Below are 15,105 nucleotides of genomic sequence, written 5' to 3' on the forward strand. Positions count from 1 at the left end.
GAAAGCGGAGGTTGATGCCGCCCAGAGTTCATGCCGTCTCGTGCTTGCGCAAATCGCGCAGGCGATCGAACTGGTCGGCCTGTAGATCGGCGCCCGACGTGCCGATATCGGGAAGGGTGGCCTCGCCGAGAATGTCCGCGGTGATATCCTCGACGGAGGAATCAACGATTTCATGGATAAAGCTGATGTTCTTGTATTCGCCCGACTCGATCCGCGAGATGACCTCGCGCCGGGTAATCTCAGGATCGACAATAGCTTCGCGGCCGCGCCGGCCGTAATCGATCATCACGACGAAATACTGCATACTTCTCAATCTGCCCGAATTTGTTGAGCCTACAGCCATTGTATTTCGGAAAATGAGAAGAAGTCAAGATAAAATTCCGAAAAACGGAAAGAAGCGGAGTGCGATTCGGCCCGCCGGGGCTGACGGACCGAATCACCCTCACGATTTGCTGTCAGGCGCCCGCTGATTCTCAGCTGGTCTGTCCGCTATTTTGCCTTAGCCGACTTACGTGTCTTCGCAGCTGCCTTGTTGCGCAGGCGTTCGATCTGGCCCCGCGGCAGGGTGACGCAGATCTCGCCGATCCATTCGAGTTTCACGCCATTGATCGGCTTGGCGTTGAAGCTCTTGAGATTGACCAAAGGTGAGGACTTTCCTCGCTCGATCGTCTTCAGATAGCGCTCGCCGGTCTTCAGGCGCACCACAGCTTCTTCGCCGTAGAAACTCGACACTGGATGGCGCTGCTCGCGGAAAACCACGATAACGTCACCATTTTCGTACTTTGGCAGCATGGAATCGCCTGCAACCTCAAAAGCGATGGTCTCTTCGGCCATCGGGAAGGGCAGTTCCACCTCGCCAAGGCCTTCCGGCGGCACCTGTTCATACTCCGGCTCGATCGATGCGCCGGCGCCGACGCGGCCCATGATCGGCACCGAATTCAGCCCGAGATATTCCGTGATCGGCGCGATCTCGGAGGCCTTGATCAGCCGTATCCCGGACAGGATTTCCGAGACTGCGCCTGCCCGGACCCCCATGGCGTCCGCCAGGCCGCCCTTGCTTTTGCCCGTCCTTTTAAGTGCCCGTTCGATCATTCTGACGTCCAGCATCGCTTCATCCTCCTGAATTTCGGAAACACCCTATGGTTACGATTACCAGAAATCAAGCTTGACTTTTAGTTCTGAATATCGGAAATATATGAGGGCGTCGGGCGGCGTTGAAGGAAACAGGAAATTCAGTAATGGAACCAACGGATTGGCCGCCCGAACACTCGGGTGCGCTGCGGGAGCTTTTTGCCCTGCATTTGTCCTTTGCCAGGATCGCGGCAGCTATCAACAGGAAATTCAGTACCGCTTACACGCGCAACGCCGTGCTGGGGCGTGCCAAGCGCATGGGGCTCGTTGGGACCGATCGGTCCGAATCGCAGCCGGCGCTGAACCGGTCGGGCCGGATTCACCTGGTCGAGCAGACGTCGCCCAGGTTTCCCTGGCCGGTGCCGCCATTCAAGGGCACGAAGCCGGTCGAACTGCGCTGCGTCGAGATCGATCCGCTCCATCTTTCCATCGCCGAACTGGAGCGCGGGAATTGCCGCTACCCTTACGGTGGGGACGAGGAGGGTGAAACCATCACCTTCTGCGGTCATCCACGCCGGCCCGGCTCGAGTTACTGCACCGCGCATTTTCATTTGAGCCGCGGCCCCGGCACGCCATCGGAACGCGCGGCGTGCACGGTCTTGCTCAGGCTGGTTGAGACGGCATGAACGACAGGCCAAGTCCTTCCGAGCGCAGTTCAAAATACCATCATTTTTGAAAGGAGAACGTCCGATATGCCAAGAGCCACACGCAAGAAGCCCTACAACCCTGCGAAAGCGCATGACCGCAGATCCCGCGATCTGCTGCACAACGCAGAGGTCGCGGCCGTCGAGGTCGACAATCCCCTGGCGCTGGGACCCGGTGAGAAGATCGTTACCCTGCGGTCGATCCGCAACGATCCGCTTGCCCGCCTGCATTCTCATCGCCAGGTCGACGAAGCGCAGTACCAGGGCGGGCGAGCCTTTCAGGGCGATTGGGAAAGGGCCGAGCGCGGCCTCCGCGCGGTCGACCCGACCCGGGAATACGTCGATGGCGCGCAGATGCGCGAACCGATCACCGAAGGCCAGCGCAAGGCCGTGCTGCGGCTGAATCGCGCCGAGCGCGAACTCGGCGCCGACGGCTCGGCGCTGGTGCATGATGTCCTGGTCCATGGCTTGACTATGGAGCAGGTCGGACAGAAGCGGGGACTGAGCACCCAGCGCTGGAAGGACTATTTCGCCCGCCGGTTCTGCGAATGCCTCGATCGGCTGGCGTTGATCTATGGATTCGCAACGGGCGATCCCGTCAAAGCGCCCCCGCGATGAAGGCCCTACGCCAGCCCGGCGCGGCGGAACCCTTCCAGATAGTGCTCGCGATCCGAGTCGAGCTTCCAGGGCAACTGGGTCGCGATCCAGGCCAGTGAAATATTGGGCTGGGTCCGCCGTAGCTCGTCGAGCGCAGCTTTGGCGACGTCGATCTTCCCGGCCATGCCGGCGGCCACGGTGAGCACCCGGTAGGCGCCGGAAAGATCGCCGCGCTGGCGGGTCGCTTCGCGTGCGAGTGTGATCGCTTCACTATAGTTCTTTCCGACAAACTGGGCGTAGGCGGCGACGCCGTAATAGATCGAGGAGGAGGGATCGCGCGGGCTCTGGCGGATGGCGCGTTGCGCGGCGGCGTAGGAATCCTGCCAGCGTCCGCTGTACGAAAGAGCCAATGCGTAGTAACCTTGCACCAACGAAAAATTTGGATTGAGCTGCAACGCCAGTTCGAACTCGGCGAGCGCGTGGTCGAGGCGACGGGTGGAGAAATAGACGCTGCCGAGCGCCGTATGCGCCCAGGCGTCCTCGCCGTCAACCGCGATGGCCGCGAGCGCCGCGCGCTCGGCGACCGGCGCCACGGTCGCAATATCCGTCCAGCCCAGATGTACGCCGAACATGTGGTTGGTCGCGGAAAGCGACAGCGCCTGGCCGTAATTTGGATCGATCGCAATCGCCTGCTCCAGAAGCGCCTGAGCGGCTTCGCTATCTGTCCGGCTTACACGCCAATGATGTGACAATGCCCGCATCACCAGATCCCACGCGTCCACGCTATTCGGTGGCTTGCGTCGGCTGCGGAAATTTTCGGCGGCATAGATCTGCGGCTCGATCGCCGCGACGATCGCGTCGGTGATCTCGTCCTGCACGGCGAATACGTCGACGAGATCGCGGTCGTAATGCTCTGCCCAGATGTGGCTGCCAGTCGCCGTGTCGTTGAGCTGTGCGGTAATGCGCACGCGATCGCCGCTCTTGCGCACGCTGCCTTCGACGACGTAGCGCACCCCCAGTTCGGCCGCGACCTGCTTCAGATGCACCACTTTGCCCTTGTAGCTGAACGAGGAGTTGCGGGCGATCACGAAGAACCAGCGCAATTTCGACAGCGCCGTGATGATGTCCTCGGTGATTCCATCGGAAAAATACTCCTGTCCCTGATCGCCGCTCATATTGTCGAACGGGAGCACGGCAATTGCCGGCCGGTCCGGTGACGGCAGCGGCGCTTGTTCGATAAGGGCTTGCGTCTCCGTCGCAGCCAGATGAACGCCGTTTAGCGGCTCATTCACGGCGCCCACGAAACGAATGCCCTTCCTCGGAATTGTCCGGATCAGCCGTTGCTCCTTCCCGCAGTCGCCGATGGCGTTTCGGGCCGCGTTGATGCGGCTGTCGAGCGTTGAGTCCGACACGATCCGACCACCCCACACCAGGGCAATGAGATCGTTCCTGCTGACGATGTGATCGCGATGCTTCAACAGATGAACCAGCAGGTCGAATACCTGCGGCTGTATCGCAACCAATTCGCCGTCGCGGCGCAACTCGCGAAGATTGGTGTCGAGAGCGTGCTGGTCGAATTCAAATTTCACGTTCGTTACCGCACCCCTTCTCAAGAAACAATCAAGTCGATCTCATGGGGAGATCAAGCATCAGGCAAAGTCTTCGACGCGCCTTTGAGTCATTCTGCAAAAATCGAAGTCGCGACCCTATTGTTCTCAACGGAGTTAATTTTATGCCCGAAGCCCAAGTCATGGACTCAGCCATGCCGACAAATCGGATGCTTAAATTCACTGCATTTCTGTTCGGTGCTGTGGCCTATTTCACATTTCTCTTCACGATTTTGTATGCGATCGGGTTCGTATCGGACCTGGGCGTGCCGAAGGCCATCGATACTGGCGAGAAATCGCCCCTTTTTGAAGCACTCGCCGTCAATCTCGCGTTGATGTCATTGTTCGGCATCCAGCACAGCGTGATGGCGCGTAGGGGCTTTAAACAATGGTGGACACAGTATATTCCAAAGCCGATCGAGCGCAGCACCTATGTGCTCTTCGCAAGCCTGACGCTGCTTTTGCTGTTCTGGCAATGGCGGCCGATTCCGACCGTCGTCTGGCACATCGAAGAGCCTGAAATGGCCGCTACGGTCGCCATATTGTCCTTTGTCGGCTGGGTGATCGTGTTCACCAGTACATTCCTGATCAATCATTTCGAATTGTTCGGATTGCATCAGGTCACCAGCAATCTGACCGGTCGGCAGATGCCGAGGCCGACCTTCCGGACCCCGCTGCTCTATAATTTCGTGCGGCATCCGATCTATCTCGGTTTCATCATCGCCTTCTGGGCCGCGCCCACGATGAGCGTCGGACATCTCTTGTTCGCGGCAGTGACCACGGCCTATATCTTCGTCGGTATCCTGTTCGAGGAACGTGACCTCATCAACATGTTTGGTGATGAGTACCGTCGTTACAGGGATCGGGTATCGATGTTGTTCCCATGGCGCAAACTGATCTGATTTTCCCTCGATGAGGAGACACAAGTTATGAAGCACACGGGAAACTGTTTTTGTGGTGCGGTCGAAGTGCAGGTGACGGGGTCGCCGGAAGGCATGGGATATTGCCATTGCCGCTCTTGCCGGTCGTGGTCGGGTGGACCGGTGAATGCCTTCACGCTATGGAAGCCGGAGGCGGTGGAGATCATTTCGGGCAAGCAATACGTGGCGACCTTCGAAAAGACGCCAATGAGCCAACGCAAATACTGTGCGAAGTGCGGCGGGCATCTGATGACAAACCATCCGACGCTCGGCCTCGTTGACGTCTTCGCTGCGACACTCCCGACCCTTGCCTTCACGCCCGGCGTTCACGTCAACTACGCCGATACGGTGCTGCCGATGCGCGACGGCCTCCCCAAGCTGAAGGACTTTCCCGCAGAGTTGGGCGGATCGGGCGAGACGCTTCCGGAGTAAGGGAACGGGCTCGCATAGCGAAACCGCCGCTCGATTTCCGGGTAGACCCGGATCGGGGCGGCGTTGGTTTGCAAGAGAGCTATGTCAAAGGCAGGTCCCGCCCTGCAAATTCGGGGTTTGGCGCTAGCCGCAGGCTTCCGGTAAAAGGCCTTGCGCTTTTCGCGGCGGCGGCTGTCTGCTCCGCGAAGCAAAATAACACGGGGAAACACTCGACATGTCTGCCAGACCGCAATTGCCGGAGCGCACGCCGCGCGCCAAGGGCGAACCGACCGCCCTCGATGGTCTGCTGGTCGTCGATTTCACCCGTGTTGTCGCAGGGCCCGCCTGTACGCAAACGCTGGGCGACTTTGGCGCGGAGGTCATCAAGATTGAAAATCCGGACGGCGGCGACGATACGCGGCACTATGAGCATGCGGAAATTGGCGGCGAGAGCGCGGCCTTCCTCAGTCTCAATCGCAACAAGCGCGGCGTTGTGCTCGATTTCACCAACCCGGCGGCGCTCGAGGTTGCGCGCGAACTGATCGCGAAAGCCGACGTTGTGGTGGAGAATTTCTCCGGCGGCGTGATGAAGAAGTTCGGCCTCGACTATGCGTCGGTTGCCCCGACCAATCCGCGGCTGGTCTATTGCTCGATTTCGGCCTATGGCCGCAAGGGAGAGTTCGCCTTGCGCCCCGGGTTCGACCCGATCACGCAGGCCGAAAGCGGTTTCATGTCGCTGAATGGCTTTCCGGATGCACAGCCGGTACGGACTGGCCCGCCAATCGTCGACATGGCGACGGGAATGTCGGCCTGCAACGCCATCCTGCTTGCACTGATCGCGCGCGACCGGCTCGGTCATGGCCAGCAGGTCGAGGTGGCGTTAATCGACACCGCGGTGGCGATGACCGGCTTTTACGGGATGGCCTACCTGATCACCGGCGAGAACCCTGGCCGCTTCGGAAATTCACCGAACGGCTCCCCGACGGTCGGCGTGTATCAGGCCTCCGACGGCCCGCTCTATATGGCCTGCGCCAACGACCGGCTGTACCGCCGACTTGTGACCGAAGTGCTGGAACGGCCTGACCTCGTTACCGACCCCGAGTTCGCCCACCGGAAGGACCGAACGGCCAATAAAGAAAAGCTGCGCGCCATTATTGCCGGCGTTTTTGCCAGCGACCGGCTCGAGAACTGGATGGCGAAGATGAAGAAGGCCAACATACCGGTCGGCTATCTGCGCACCGTCGAGGAGGGCTTCAACGCGCCGGAAGTGCGCGATCGCGACCGCCTCAGCCATATCCCGCATCCGACCGCAGGTTCAGTGCCCAACATCGAAACGCCGCTCAATATGAGCCTCACACCCACGATCGACCCCGTCGCCGCGCCGCTGCTGGGCGAGCACACCAAGGAAGTGTTGCGCAAGACGCTTGGATACGATGATCGCCGTATCGTGGCGTTGGCCGAGGCGGGAGCTTTCGGAAAGACGGGCAATACCGGCTGATCGGCCGTCTCGCGTTTCAATCGTGTCCACGAGCGCCGGGTCTGATCCATTCGGACCGGTCCCGGCGCCGTACCCTTACCGCCAATCACGTCGACGCCACCGAATGGGTCCGTTTCGGCCGTTCAGTTCGGCTTGCTGCGCAGGTTGTTCTTTGGCATAGTTTCAACCTGCTGGGTTTCCGCCCGATCGATCTCCAGGCGAGCCATTCGAAGTATCAGGGTAGCTGTCGTCAGCCCGAGCCGTTCGGCTTCTTGCGCAGCGGTATCTACTTTCTGGGCCAAGCCCTCACGTTTACCTGGATATGCCATTCCTGTTCCTCTTCTAGGGTGCGAGATGAAAAGTCCCACTTACGTTGCAGAGCTGCAGAAAAAACTCGGAGCTCCATCGAGCGAAACGATCGAAAGCCTGCGACTGTTGAAGGCGTTCATGAAACTTCCGTCCGAACAGCGTTCCGAAATCATTGAACTGGTCGAACGATTGACGACGGATCCTTCGCCTAGCGATCTCTCATTGTCCTGACCCCCATTTTCCTGCAGGCGTGCCTTGCTTCAATTGTTCGCTTGACTGGCAGGCGGACGGGTTGCGATCGCGTAGACCGCGCCGCCCTCCAGCGCTTCGGATTGGTGGGGGGTGCCGGCGGGCAGCAGGATGGTATCGCCGGCGCTGACGATACGCTCGCCGCCATCCCAGATGAAATTCAGCCGGCCTCTGATGATCACTAGGATTTCATCGACCGGATGGGTGTGAAGGGTATGCACCTTGCCTGCAGCGTCATGCTGCAATTCGATGCTGCCTTGCTCGGGGAGCAGGTTCAGGATGACGGGATCGATAGCGAATTCGGTTTTCTGAGCTGTGATGATTTGGGTCATGCCGCTTGCTCCTTGTCTTCGATCTGAGACGGTTTGCTCTGCGCGAGCTTGGTGAAGGGACAGCCGCCTCCGGATTCGTTGTCGTCATGCAGGAAGTATTGCTGGTACTCGCGCCCGTCGGCCGCGCCGTAACGGCCGAGATGCGGTGAGGGGCTCGTATTGTCGTAGGGAATGAGCCGCTTCCGAACTTCGGCGAACGCCGCGTTGGCGGCCTTTTCGCTACCGAGAATCTTCTCAAACACCCATCGTGGCTGGAAGGTGAGCATGAAGGCGCTCGATCGGCGGCTTTGCCGCATCACATGCGCCGGCGTCGTGCACACCACGAAAATCGGCTCGCCGGCGAACGAGAACTCCCACATGGGATGATCAATCTGTTCGGGAATCTGCGCCGGCCACGGACTCTTGTCGAGCCGCGCCAACTGGTCGAGCGTCAGCCACATCTTGCGGTAATAGGCGTCAAGCGTCTGCACCGGACGAGGTCGGGTAAATACGATCAACGAAGTGTTGGGACCGTACGATCTGGACTCGGAGACGTACCGTGCGAGCTGGGCGCCTAGAATCTCGATGTCGTAGGGATCGAGGAACAGATAGCGTAGTTGGTCCTGGCGGTGGCCGGTCACGCCGAAAACACAGGGAAAAGGTCTCGCTTCGCTGCTCATCTGGGCTTCGAACTCGGAGAACATGACACTTTGCCAACTGCTCACCGCATACTTCGAAGCAACTTCCTCTCTTCTCAAAAACAAGCACTCCATAACGCCCCTCACTTTCAATGCGACTAGCGAACTATCAATTTGCTCCTCATCAAGAATGGCCCGGCGATACCCGGCAGCGACATGAGCAGCAGAATCCCGATAAGCATGCTGTAGCCGGCGTCGCCGATCGCGGCAGCGCCTTGCACGCCGCCAGTCGCGGCAAGGGGACTGGCGGCAATCATGGCGAATCCGATGATGGGCTGCGCCGCGCCGGCGAAAATTCCCGCAGCCGTCGTGTTCACGGACGCGCCGACGCCGATCAGGTCGGAGGTGTATAGTTTCTTGGTGCATTTCAGCACCAGGGGCACCGTCCCCCCGGCGACCAGTCCGAGGGCCGAAAACACGATGGTGACGTAGATCAGACCGAACGCATGTGCGATCGGCGGCAGCAGCATTGCAATCAGCACCATCCGTAGTACGCAGATGCGGATCAGCGCGGTGTCGAGCGCGGCTGCTGCACGGTCGGCCAGGTGACCGAGAAAGATCGAGCCGACCGCGTTACCGACCATGAAGGCGAGCAGGGGAGTGGCCGCCGCCGTCGGCGAGATATTGAAGAAATGAGCTACCATCGGAATGCCCCAAACGCCCGACAGTGTCGTCACCACGGCGAAGTGAGAGGCAAAAGTCATGGCGCAGCCCCAATTGGCGAACTGGGTCAGAGATTGTCCGGCGGCCATAACGACGCTCTTCAACGTCTTGTTGCTGTGCGACACCGGATCAGGCTTCAGCACGACCTTGGCGAAGGCAAGGTTGGCCAGGCCGACGGCGGCGATGAACAGGAAGCACGCGCGCCAGCCGAAGCCGGATACCGCGGCCGCGAGCGGTGTCGTCGCGATGACCCCGCCGACGTAGCCTGATACTTGCGAGATGCCTGACATCACGCCGAACCGCTCGTCGCTGAAACTCTGCGCCACGAGCTTCAACAGCGCCGTGAATACCAGCGCGTCGCCGCAAGCAATGACGAGGCGTGCCGCAAAAACGTCGAGCATATTCGGCGCCAGCGCAAATGCGGCACTCCCCAGCGAGGATGCCACCATGCTGCACAGCACCACGCGCTTGACGCCGTAACGGTCGACCAGAAGGCCTGCCGGAATCTGCATCAGGGTGTAGCCCCAGAAGTAACTGGAGGCGAGCATCGCGACGCCGGCGGCATCGGTGCCGAAGTCGTGCATGAAGTTCAGGCTGACCGATTGCGGCGACACGCGCTGAAGGAACGCGATGGCGTAGGCGATGGCCACCGCTGCCCAAGCCAGATAGGCGCGATCGGTGAACCGCGAGACCGGTGCGAGCATGGCCTGCTGTCCGGGCATCGACATCATATCCTCGCGTATCCGACCGAGAACAGGGCATCGGCCGTATCGGGAATCATGCGCGACATAGCGGCGTCGACCAGCGACGCAGTGCCATGATAGGCCTGCCGGTGGTGCTTAATGTGACCGTAGGCCCCCCGCATGATCATGCCAGGTAGCTCCAGCGGTTTGCCGGGGTACAGCGAGGAGCACAACTCAATGCAGGCCGCTTGCAGTGCGGGATCCTGCGTGTCCCCAAGCAGCGAGGGGGTTACCTTCTCGCAGATCTTGGCATTGGCCGCCCATACGATGGGATTTCGCGTCCGCCATCCATAGAGCACGCCGTCACCCTTCTCGGCGGCGCCCGAGCATTTCAGAACTTCCGAAGTGAAGAATCCGTAGAGCCCGCGGCCCTGATGGGCGGGGAGCACTTCGGTTCCACTGCGATAGATTGCAGATCCGCCGGAGATCCTCAGCACGCGATAGACCGAAAACGCGGCCAGTCCGGAACTGCCAAAAACCAGAATGAGGCTGTACTTGTTGTCGAACGGGGAGGCGTCCGCCGTCCAATGCGGCTCGCTGGCTTTCCAGTTGACGGCGATGATGCCGTTCATCGCGTCCATCAGCGGTTGCCGGTCAGAGCCCGCAACGCCTGATGCGTCCGGAAAGCTGTAGACTGCGTAGTCTGTCCAGGGCGATTTGATCGCCTGATACCGCCTGTCCAGATTTCGCGTCATGGCCGAACTCCAGTTGCGCACCATGAGCTATACAGGCGAGCCTCGAATGGCTTAAAGGACAATATGCCCTCGAAATCTGCCAAGCCCCGACGTTCCCGGCCCCGCGAAACGGCGTCGACGCGGCGTATCGCGATCGTCGCGTTCCCGGGGGTGACCCTTCTTGATATCTCTGGTCCGGCCCAGGTCTTCGCGGAGCTGGCGGCGATCGAACTGCCTGGTCCGGGCTACTCGCTGTGCTATCTCTCGGCCTCGGGCGGGTTGGTACCGACCGACGTTGGGATGATGGTCGATACCGCCGCAATCGATAGCGTCCGGCCGCACCAGGTCGATACGCTGGTGATCCCGGGCGGACCCGGCATTTGGGAGATCCGCAACGACGCCCCGCTAATGCAATGGATTTCGCAGACGCTGCCGAAGGCGCGTCGGGTGGCTTCGGTGTGCCTCGGCGCTTTCGCGCTGGCCTGGACCGGCGTGCTGGATGGAAAACGTGCCGCGACCCATTGGCGCTATTGCCCGAGACTGCAGGACAGCTTTCCCAACGTCCGCGTCGAACCGAATGCGATCTTCGTCAAGGATGGCAGGGTCTGGTCGTCGGCTGGTGTCAGCGCCGGCATCGATCTGGCGCTCGCCATGATCGAGGAGGATTTTGGCCACACCACGGCGCTCGACGTTGCACGAAGGCTGGTGGTGTTTCTCAAGCGGCCCGGCGGCCAGAGCCAATTCTCCACCGTGCTCGCCGCGCAAGCCTCCGACGTCGAAGGGAGGTTCAGCGCGCTGCACGCCTGGATCATCGAGAATATCGCAAGCGATCTCAGGGTCGAAACACTCGCTGCGAAGGCCGGGATGACGCCCCGGACCTTCGCTCGTACCTATACCAGCCGTACCGGCATGACCCCGGCGAGCGGCGTCGAGGCGCTGCGGGTGGAAACCGCGCGGCTGTTGCTGGAAAGCAGCCAGGTCGGCGGCGTCGTCGAGATCGCCAAACGCGCCGGCTTCGGCGATGACGAACGCATGCGGCGCGCGTTCCTGCGGCACCTCGGCGTATCGCCCACCGAATACAGGAACCGTTTTTCGGGCGGTTGAGCGGCGCCGCACTGCTTGCGGCCACGAAGTCCCCCTGTGTTGGTCCCGAAATTGCGCCAAGCTCTGACGTTTTTGGCCACAATCCAAATCGACCTTGGTGACATGAAAACGCTGGCCTTCATTTCGATTCTTGCGCTGCTCACGGTTTCCGGGGCGGCTTATACTGACCAGCTTTTCACGAGCGACCACCAGGCGAAGCGAGGGGCGGATTGAGCATGCTTTCAATTGATCAATGCCTGCGACTCATCAGCGTGCCGGCCGTGGTGGCGGCATTTTTGATTGCCTCCCAGGTTTCGGGTGCGGGAATTTTCCAATCCCGGCCGATATACCTCGCCAGCGAATAGCAGCCCTCCGTTTCAGCGCCGCATTAACGCGTTCAAAGCGGTAGCTTTTCCCGTTTGTCTGCGGCTAATGTGCCGCCAAAACGGGAGAGAAACACCATGAATGATGGGACCCCCATCCAGCCGGCGAGGAATGTCGAACTCGGCGCCAGCGGCGAAGAATTCCAGAATCTCCACGAATTCGTCCGCAAGGCCCGGGCCCGGCTGAACCAGAACGCCTGGGATTATATCGTCGGGGCCTCGGAGACCGAGACCACTATGCGCCGCAACCGGATGGCGCTGGACGAGATCGCATTCCGGCCGCGGGTCCTGCGCAATGTCGCACAGGTCGACGCTTCCACCGAGGTATTCGGCCGCAAATTGCGCCTGCCGGTGATGATCGCGCCCGTCGGCGCGCTGGAGATTTTCGATCCCGATTCAGGTGCTGCGGTGGCGCGAGGAGCCGGCCGGTTCGGCGCGGCCCATATGCTGAGTTCGGTCTCCGAGCCCGGGCTCGAGGCTACGGCAAAAGCCGCTCCCGATGCGCTGCGCATCTTCCAGCTTTATGTCCGCGGCGACGATGCTTTTGTCGAAGACACCGTCAGCCGTACCATCGAAAATGGCTATTCCGCATTCTGCTTGACGGTCGACACCGCGCACTACAGCCGGCGCGAACGCGATATTGCCAAGCGCTATGTCCGCGAAAGCCGCATCCGGGCCACTGGCGGTGACTTCCAGAAGGGGTTGGAATGGCGGACCGTGAAGCTGATCAAGGACAAGTACAAAATCCCGCTGGTGCTCAAGGGGATCGCGACCGCGGAAGATGCGGTCATGGCGCTCGACCATGGGGTGGAGTGGATCTATGTGTCGAACCACGGCGGACGCCAGCTCGACCACGGCCGCGGCTCGATGCATGTGTTGCCCGAAATCGTTGACGCCGTTGCCGGCCGCGCCAAGATCATGGTCGACGGCTCGTTCTGCCGCGGCACCGACATTGTGAAGGCGATCGCCCTGGGGGCCGATCTCGTCGGCATCGGCCGCCTGCAATGCTGGGCGCTCGCCGCCGCGGGCGAGGCCGGCATTATCAGGATGCTGGAATTGCTGGAGGATGAAGTGATCCGGTGCCTTGGGCTGCTCGGCGTCACCCGTCTCGCCGAGCTCGACAAATCCTATCTGCATGCGGCGACGCCGACCAATCTGCCGAGCGTGTTCAGTGCATTCCCGCTGCTGGATATTGAACCCTATCGGTACTGAGCACGGCGAGCGCTGGCCGATGTGGTTGGATGGCGTCAGACGACGCTGCCAGGGGCTGATTGTCGCATTTTCATGTGAGGCACAAGAAGCTGCCGCGATGCCGACAAAATCTGATCGAAATGCACCAATAGTCGACGAGAGTGATGGACAATCCCTTCGCTGAATTCAGCCTCGAAAGAACGATCGGCCTTCGTTGGACGCTGCGGGACATTCAGGCCCGCCGGCTGAAAATGTCGCCCGTCAGCGACGAGGATCTGCAGGTTCTGACCGAACTCGGTCTGATTGAGCTGCGAGACGAGGGGCCGGTGCTGACGGAGGCGGGGGCCGCCGTGTTGTGACTGCGATCTAGAGTTTCGGTCCTGATTGAATCAGAACCTAGGCTCCAGATTTTTGTTTTGACGCGATTTCTACTGCAGATAAGTCTACGCAATCTGCGCCAGCTTGACTGCTATGCGAACCGGTACCCACTTCGCTCGAAAACGCTTTAGCGGGCCTTCAAAAAGCTCTCGCCGGAGCCGCATGGGGTGCATCGGTACGTCAGCACATCGTAATTTTGATCGCGCGGCTCGATCGTGGCCAGCCTCATCTGCGCACCGCATTTGATGCAGGGCATTTCTATGCTGGTGCGAAAGCGCGTGCAGGTTGGCGTCGGCCGGAATGTTTGCAGCATTTGGTCCCCATGTCCCCAGAGCGACGCAAACGCCACAAACGCCAAACTCCAACCCCGAATCACTGTGCCACACTGTTGACACGATTGGAATTGGGCGGGCCAGCCCGTATCGCTACGGGGTCTCGTAGGAAATGATTCCTTGTCGACTCGTTGAATGGTTGGCCGCGGAAGTGCTGCGTTGGCCAATACGGCGCAGACGCCGCCTTGAACTATGCTAACCTCCCATGGACGACATTGGAGAGGCGACCATGATTGAACCGAAACTCGAAGTTCCGGCCGAACTGCGCGATCTGGCCGAAAAGACCATCGATCAGGCAGAAAAGGCGTTCGGAATGTTCTTCGATGCGGCCGGCAAGTCGATGACCTCGATGCCGGGGCCGGGAACCGAGATTTCGAAGCAGGCGCTGTCGTTCACTGAGCAGAACATGAAGGCAGCGTTCGAGCACGCCCGAAAGCTGGTTCATGCGACCGACCTCCAGGAAGCGATGCGGATTCAATCGGAATTCCTGCGAAGCCAGTTCACCAACGCCGGCGAGCACATGAGGCAGATCAGCGGCGGCGTCATGTCGGCCGCCAAGGACGCGACCAAAGGCAAGTTCTGAACGGTGGCCGCTAACGCCGGCGTGCGATCGCCACTCCGAACAGGAACGCAACGAACAAGCTCGCAAGCGGCGCTTCCCGGGTGATGGCGCTGACGGTGGAGAGCGGCTTTCCCGGTTGCCGCGCCGTTGCGATCGCTTCGCTGAGACGATCGACCGCGGCCCGAAGTGCGGCGGACAGCTCCGTGATCGTGCGCGATACATCGGTTGCAGTATCGATCGCGCGTTCGGCCATGTTGGGCTGCAGGGGTGGTGTTTCGATACTCAACGCTCGGCCCTCGCTGAAATCACTTCGGCAGGCTGCAAATGCGTGAGGGAGAGATTTGTTCCGTCAGAGTCCCACTTCTTGGACGGCCGGAAGGCGGAACAATCGTCAGCCCCGGGATTTGATTCAAGATGATAATCAATCCGGGTTTTCTGAAAATGGCGAACAATCATTCGAAGGAAATCCAAGCGACACGCCGTGGCGGGGCACCGCTGGTGGCGGCCATCGTAATCGCCATTCTTGGCGTGCTGGGTATCTTGATCGTTGATTACGGCCCATGGAATAAACCCAAGGTGCAGACTGCCGCGCAGGCCCATTACAGCACCACGGGTGAGGCCGCCCGGGCGGCTGGCGCGAAGGTGATACCGACCGAACCGAGGCCGCAACTAGAACCCGATGCGCCGGGGCCCAAGCCTGTTCACCCGGTGAATCCTGCAACGCCACCCCAAAATCTCTAGT

Annotated in this window: 19 protein-coding genes; 10 read left to right on the forward strand and 9 right to left on the reverse strand. The window is 60.5% G+C overall.

Annotation, left to right across the window (positions count from 1 at the left end):
• Positions 1 to 28 precede the first annotated feature (28 nt).
• Positions 29 to 304: a hypothetical protein gene (locus ACSQ84_RS13685; protein WP_436212166.1), complete on the reverse strand. Its 276-nt coding sequence runs from the start codon at positions 302 to 304 to the stop codon at positions 29 to 31.
• Positions 305 to 489: 185 nt separating this feature from the next.
• A complete protein-coding gene (locus ACSQ84_RS13690) occupies positions 490 to 1,107 on the reverse strand; it encodes a LexA family transcriptional regulator (RefSeq protein ID WP_436212167.1) in 618 nt (205 codons plus the stop codon).
• A 107-nt stretch (positions 1,108 to 1,214) separates the two neighbouring features.
• On the opposite strand from ACSQ84_RS13690, the gene ACSQ84_RS13695 reads away from it, so the two are divergent.
• Together ACSQ84_RS13695 and ACSQ84_RS13700 are read left to right on the forward strand one after the other, a co-directional pair.
• Positions 1,215 to 1,757 (forward strand): GcrA family cell cycle regulator, encoded by a 543-nt coding sequence (locus ACSQ84_RS13695; protein ID WP_436212168.1) that lies wholly within the window; start codon positions 1,215 to 1,217, stop codon positions 1,755 to 1,757.
• 66 nt (positions 1,758 to 1,823) lie between these two features.
• Entirely contained in the window at positions 1,824 to 2,393 is a 570-nt protein-coding gene (locus ACSQ84_RS13700) for a DUF6456 domain-containing protein (protein WP_436212169.1), read from the forward strand.
• Between the two features lie 5 nt (positions 2,394 to 2,398).
• On the opposite strand, the gene ACSQ84_RS13705 is transcribed toward ACSQ84_RS13700, so the two are convergent.
• Positions 2,399 to 3,961, reverse strand: coding sequence for a winged helix-turn-helix domain-containing protein (locus ACSQ84_RS13705; protein WP_436212170.1), 1,563 nt, complete (start codon positions 3,959 to 3,961; stop codon positions 2,399 to 2,401).
• 161 nt (positions 3,962 to 4,122) lie between these two features.
• Here ACSQ84_RS13705 and mddA point away from each other — a divergent pair, with 161 nt between their 5' ends.
• The 3 genes from mddA (at position 4,123) to ACSQ84_RS13720 (ending at position 6,808) form a co-directional block, all read left to right on the forward strand.
• A complete protein-coding gene (gene mddA / locus ACSQ84_RS13710; RefSeq protein ID WP_436212291.1) occupies positions 4,123 to 4,881 on the forward strand; it encodes a methanethiol S-methyltransferase in 759 nt (252 codons plus the stop codon).
• Positions 4,882 to 4,908: 27 nt separating this feature from the next.
• Positions 4,909 to 5,331 carry a GFA family protein gene (locus tag ACSQ84_RS13715; RefSeq protein ID WP_436212171.1) on the forward strand — a complete coding sequence of 141 codons (423 nt, stop codon included), beginning with the start codon at positions 4,909 to 4,911 and terminating at the stop codon, positions 5,329 to 5,331.
• A gap of 214 nt (positions 5,332 to 5,545) precedes the next feature.
• On the forward strand, positions 5,546 to 6,808 hold the full coding sequence (locus ACSQ84_RS13720) for a CaiB/BaiF CoA transferase family protein (protein ID WP_436212172.1): 1,263 nt from the start codon (positions 5,546 to 5,548) through the stop codon (positions 6,806 to 6,808).
• A 122-nt stretch (positions 6,809 to 6,930) separates the two neighbouring features.
• Here ACSQ84_RS13720 and ACSQ84_RS13725 read toward each other — a convergent pair whose 3' ends face one another.
• The 5 genes from ACSQ84_RS13725 to ACSQ84_RS13745 all read right to left on the reverse strand — a co-directional run bounded on the left by ACSQ84_RS13725 (position 6,931) and on the right by ACSQ84_RS13745 (position 10,455).
• Positions 6,931 to 7,116: a hypothetical protein gene (locus tag ACSQ84_RS13725; protein WP_436212173.1), complete on the reverse strand. Its 186-nt coding sequence runs from the start codon at positions 7,114 to 7,116 to the stop codon at positions 6,931 to 6,933.
• Between the two features lie 240 nt (positions 7,117 to 7,356).
• Positions 7,357 to 7,677, reverse strand: coding sequence for a cupin domain-containing protein (locus tag ACSQ84_RS13730; protein WP_436212174.1), 321 nt, complete (start codon positions 7,675 to 7,677; stop codon positions 7,357 to 7,359).
• A complete protein-coding gene (locus ACSQ84_RS13735; protein ID WP_436212175.1) occupies positions 7,674 to 8,360 on the reverse strand; it encodes a YqcI/YcgG family protein in 687 nt (228 codons plus the stop codon). Before ACSQ84_RS13735 ends, ACSQ84_RS13730 begins: the two co-directional genes overlap by 4 nt.
• Before the next feature lie 92 nt (positions 8,361 to 8,452).
• Positions 8,453 to 9,745 carry an MFS transporter gene (locus ACSQ84_RS13740; RefSeq protein ID WP_436212176.1) on the reverse strand — a complete coding sequence of 431 codons (1,293 nt, stop codon included), beginning with the start codon at positions 9,743 to 9,745 and terminating at the stop codon, positions 8,453 to 8,455.
• The gene (locus ACSQ84_RS13745) at positions 9,745 to 10,455 is read right to left on the reverse strand and encodes a hypothetical protein (RefSeq protein ID WP_436212177.1); all 711 of its coding nucleotides are present in this window, start codon (positions 10,453 to 10,455) and stop codon (positions 9,745 to 9,747) included. Before ACSQ84_RS13745 ends, ACSQ84_RS13740 begins: the two co-directional genes overlap by 1 nt.
• Before the next feature lie 63 nt (positions 10,456 to 10,518).
• Here ACSQ84_RS13745 and ACSQ84_RS13750 point away from each other — a divergent pair, with 63 nt between their 5' ends.
• From ACSQ84_RS13750 to ACSQ84_RS13765, 4 genes are all read left to right on the forward strand, one after another.
• Positions 10,519 to 11,538 (forward strand): GlxA family transcriptional regulator, encoded by a 1,020-nt coding sequence (locus ACSQ84_RS13750; protein WP_436212178.1) that lies wholly within the window; start codon positions 10,519 to 10,521, stop codon positions 11,536 to 11,538.
• A 440-nt stretch (positions 11,539 to 11,978) separates the two neighbouring features.
• Entirely contained in the window at positions 11,979 to 13,112 is a 1,134-nt protein-coding gene (locus tag ACSQ84_RS13755; protein WP_436212179.1) for an alpha-hydroxy acid oxidase, read from the forward strand.
• Positions 13,113 to 13,255: 143 nt separating this feature from the next.
• Positions 13,256 to 13,450 carry a hypothetical protein gene (locus ACSQ84_RS13760; RefSeq protein WP_436212180.1) on the forward strand — a complete coding sequence of 65 codons (195 nt, stop codon included), beginning with the start codon at positions 13,256 to 13,258 and terminating at the stop codon, positions 13,448 to 13,450.
• Between the two features lie 580 nt (positions 13,451 to 14,030).
• Positions 14,031 to 14,384 (forward strand): phasin, encoded by a 354-nt coding sequence (locus ACSQ84_RS13765; RefSeq protein ID WP_192738658.1) that lies wholly within the window; start codon positions 14,031 to 14,033, stop codon positions 14,382 to 14,384.
• A gap of 10 nt (positions 14,385 to 14,394) precedes the next feature.
• On the opposite strand, the gene ACSQ84_RS13770 is transcribed toward ACSQ84_RS13765, so the two are convergent.
• Complete coding sequence (locus ACSQ84_RS13770; RefSeq protein WP_436212292.1) at positions 14,395 to 14,616, reverse strand: hypothetical protein; 222 nt, start codon at positions 14,614 to 14,616, stop codon at positions 14,395 to 14,397.
• Positions 14,617 to 14,777: 161 nt separating this feature from the next.
• Between ACSQ84_RS13770 and ACSQ84_RS13775 the strand changes: the two genes are divergently transcribed.
• Entirely contained in the window at positions 14,778 to 15,104 is a 327-nt protein-coding gene (locus ACSQ84_RS13775) for a hypothetical protein (RefSeq protein ID WP_436212181.1), read from the forward strand.
• Position 15,105: the final 1 nt, after the last annotated feature.

This window comes from Bradyrhizobium sp. LjRoot220, from assembly GCF_964252915.1.
In the GTDB taxonomy this organism is placed as follows: Bacteria; Pseudomonadota; Alphaproteobacteria; order Rhizobiales; family Xanthobacteraceae; genus Bradyrhizobium.

Bases quoted from the DNA above. Each gene is read 5' to 3' on its own strand.
- ACSQ84_RS13770 (WP_436212292.1), bottom strand. From the start codon at position 14,616: ATGGCCGAACGCGCGATCGATACTGCAACCGATGTATCGCGCACGATC.
- ACSQ84_RS13715 (WP_436212171.1), top strand. From the start codon at position 4,909: ATGAAGCACACGGGAAACTGTTTTTGTGGTGCGGTCGAAGTGCAGGTG.
- ACSQ84_RS13735 (WP_436212175.1), bottom strand. From the start codon at position 8,360: ATGTTCTCCGAGTTCGAAGCCCAGATGAGCAGCGAAGCGAGACCTTTT.
- ACSQ84_RS13690 (WP_436212167.1), bottom strand. From the start codon at position 1,107: ATGCTGGACGTCAGAATGATCGAACGGGCACTTAAAAGGACGGGCAAA.
- ACSQ84_RS13745 (WP_436212177.1), bottom strand. From the start codon at position 10,455: ATGACGCGAAATCTGGACAGGCGGTATCAGGCGATCAAATCGCCCTGG.
- ACSQ84_RS13775 (WP_436212181.1), top strand. From the start codon at position 14,778: ATGATAATCAATCCGGGTTTTCTGAAAATGGCGAACAATCATTCGAAG.
- ACSQ84_RS13730 (WP_436212174.1), bottom strand. From the start codon at position 7,677: ATGACCCAAATCATCACAGCTCAGAAAACCGAATTCGCTATCGATCCC.
- ACSQ84_RS13760 (WP_436212180.1), top strand. From the start codon at position 13,256: ATGGACAATCCCTTCGCTGAATTCAGCCTCGAAAGAACGATCGGCCTT.
- mddA (WP_436212291.1), top strand. From the start codon at position 4,123: ATGGACTCAGCCATGCCGACAAATCGGATGCTTAAATTCACTGCATTT.
- ACSQ84_RS13700 (WP_436212169.1), top strand. From the start codon at position 1,824: ATGCCAAGAGCCACACGCAAGAAGCCCTACAACCCTGCGAAAGCGCAT.
- ACSQ84_RS13685 (WP_436212166.1), bottom strand. From the start codon at position 304: ATGCAGTATTTCGTCGTGATGATCGATTACGGCCGGCGCGGCCGCGAA.
- ACSQ84_RS13725 (WP_436212173.1), bottom strand. From the start codon at position 7,116: ATGGCATATCCAGGTAAACGTGAGGGCTTGGCCCAGAAAGTAGATACC.
- ACSQ84_RS13740 (WP_436212176.1), bottom strand. From the start codon at position 9,745: ATGTCGATGCCCGGACAGCAGGCCATGCTCGCACCGGTCTCGCGGTTC.
- ACSQ84_RS13765 (WP_192738658.1), top strand. From the start codon at position 14,031: ATGATTGAACCGAAACTCGAAGTTCCGGCCGAACTGCGCGATCTGGCC.
- ACSQ84_RS13720 (WP_436212172.1), top strand. From the start codon at position 5,546: ATGTCTGCCAGACCGCAATTGCCGGAGCGCACGCCGCGCGCCAAGGGC.
- ACSQ84_RS13750 (WP_436212178.1), top strand. From the start codon at position 10,519: ATGCCCTCGAAATCTGCCAAGCCCCGACGTTCCCGGCCCCGCGAAACG.
- ACSQ84_RS13755 (WP_436212179.1), top strand. From the start codon at position 11,979: ATGAATGATGGGACCCCCATCCAGCCGGCGAGGAATGTCGAACTCGGC.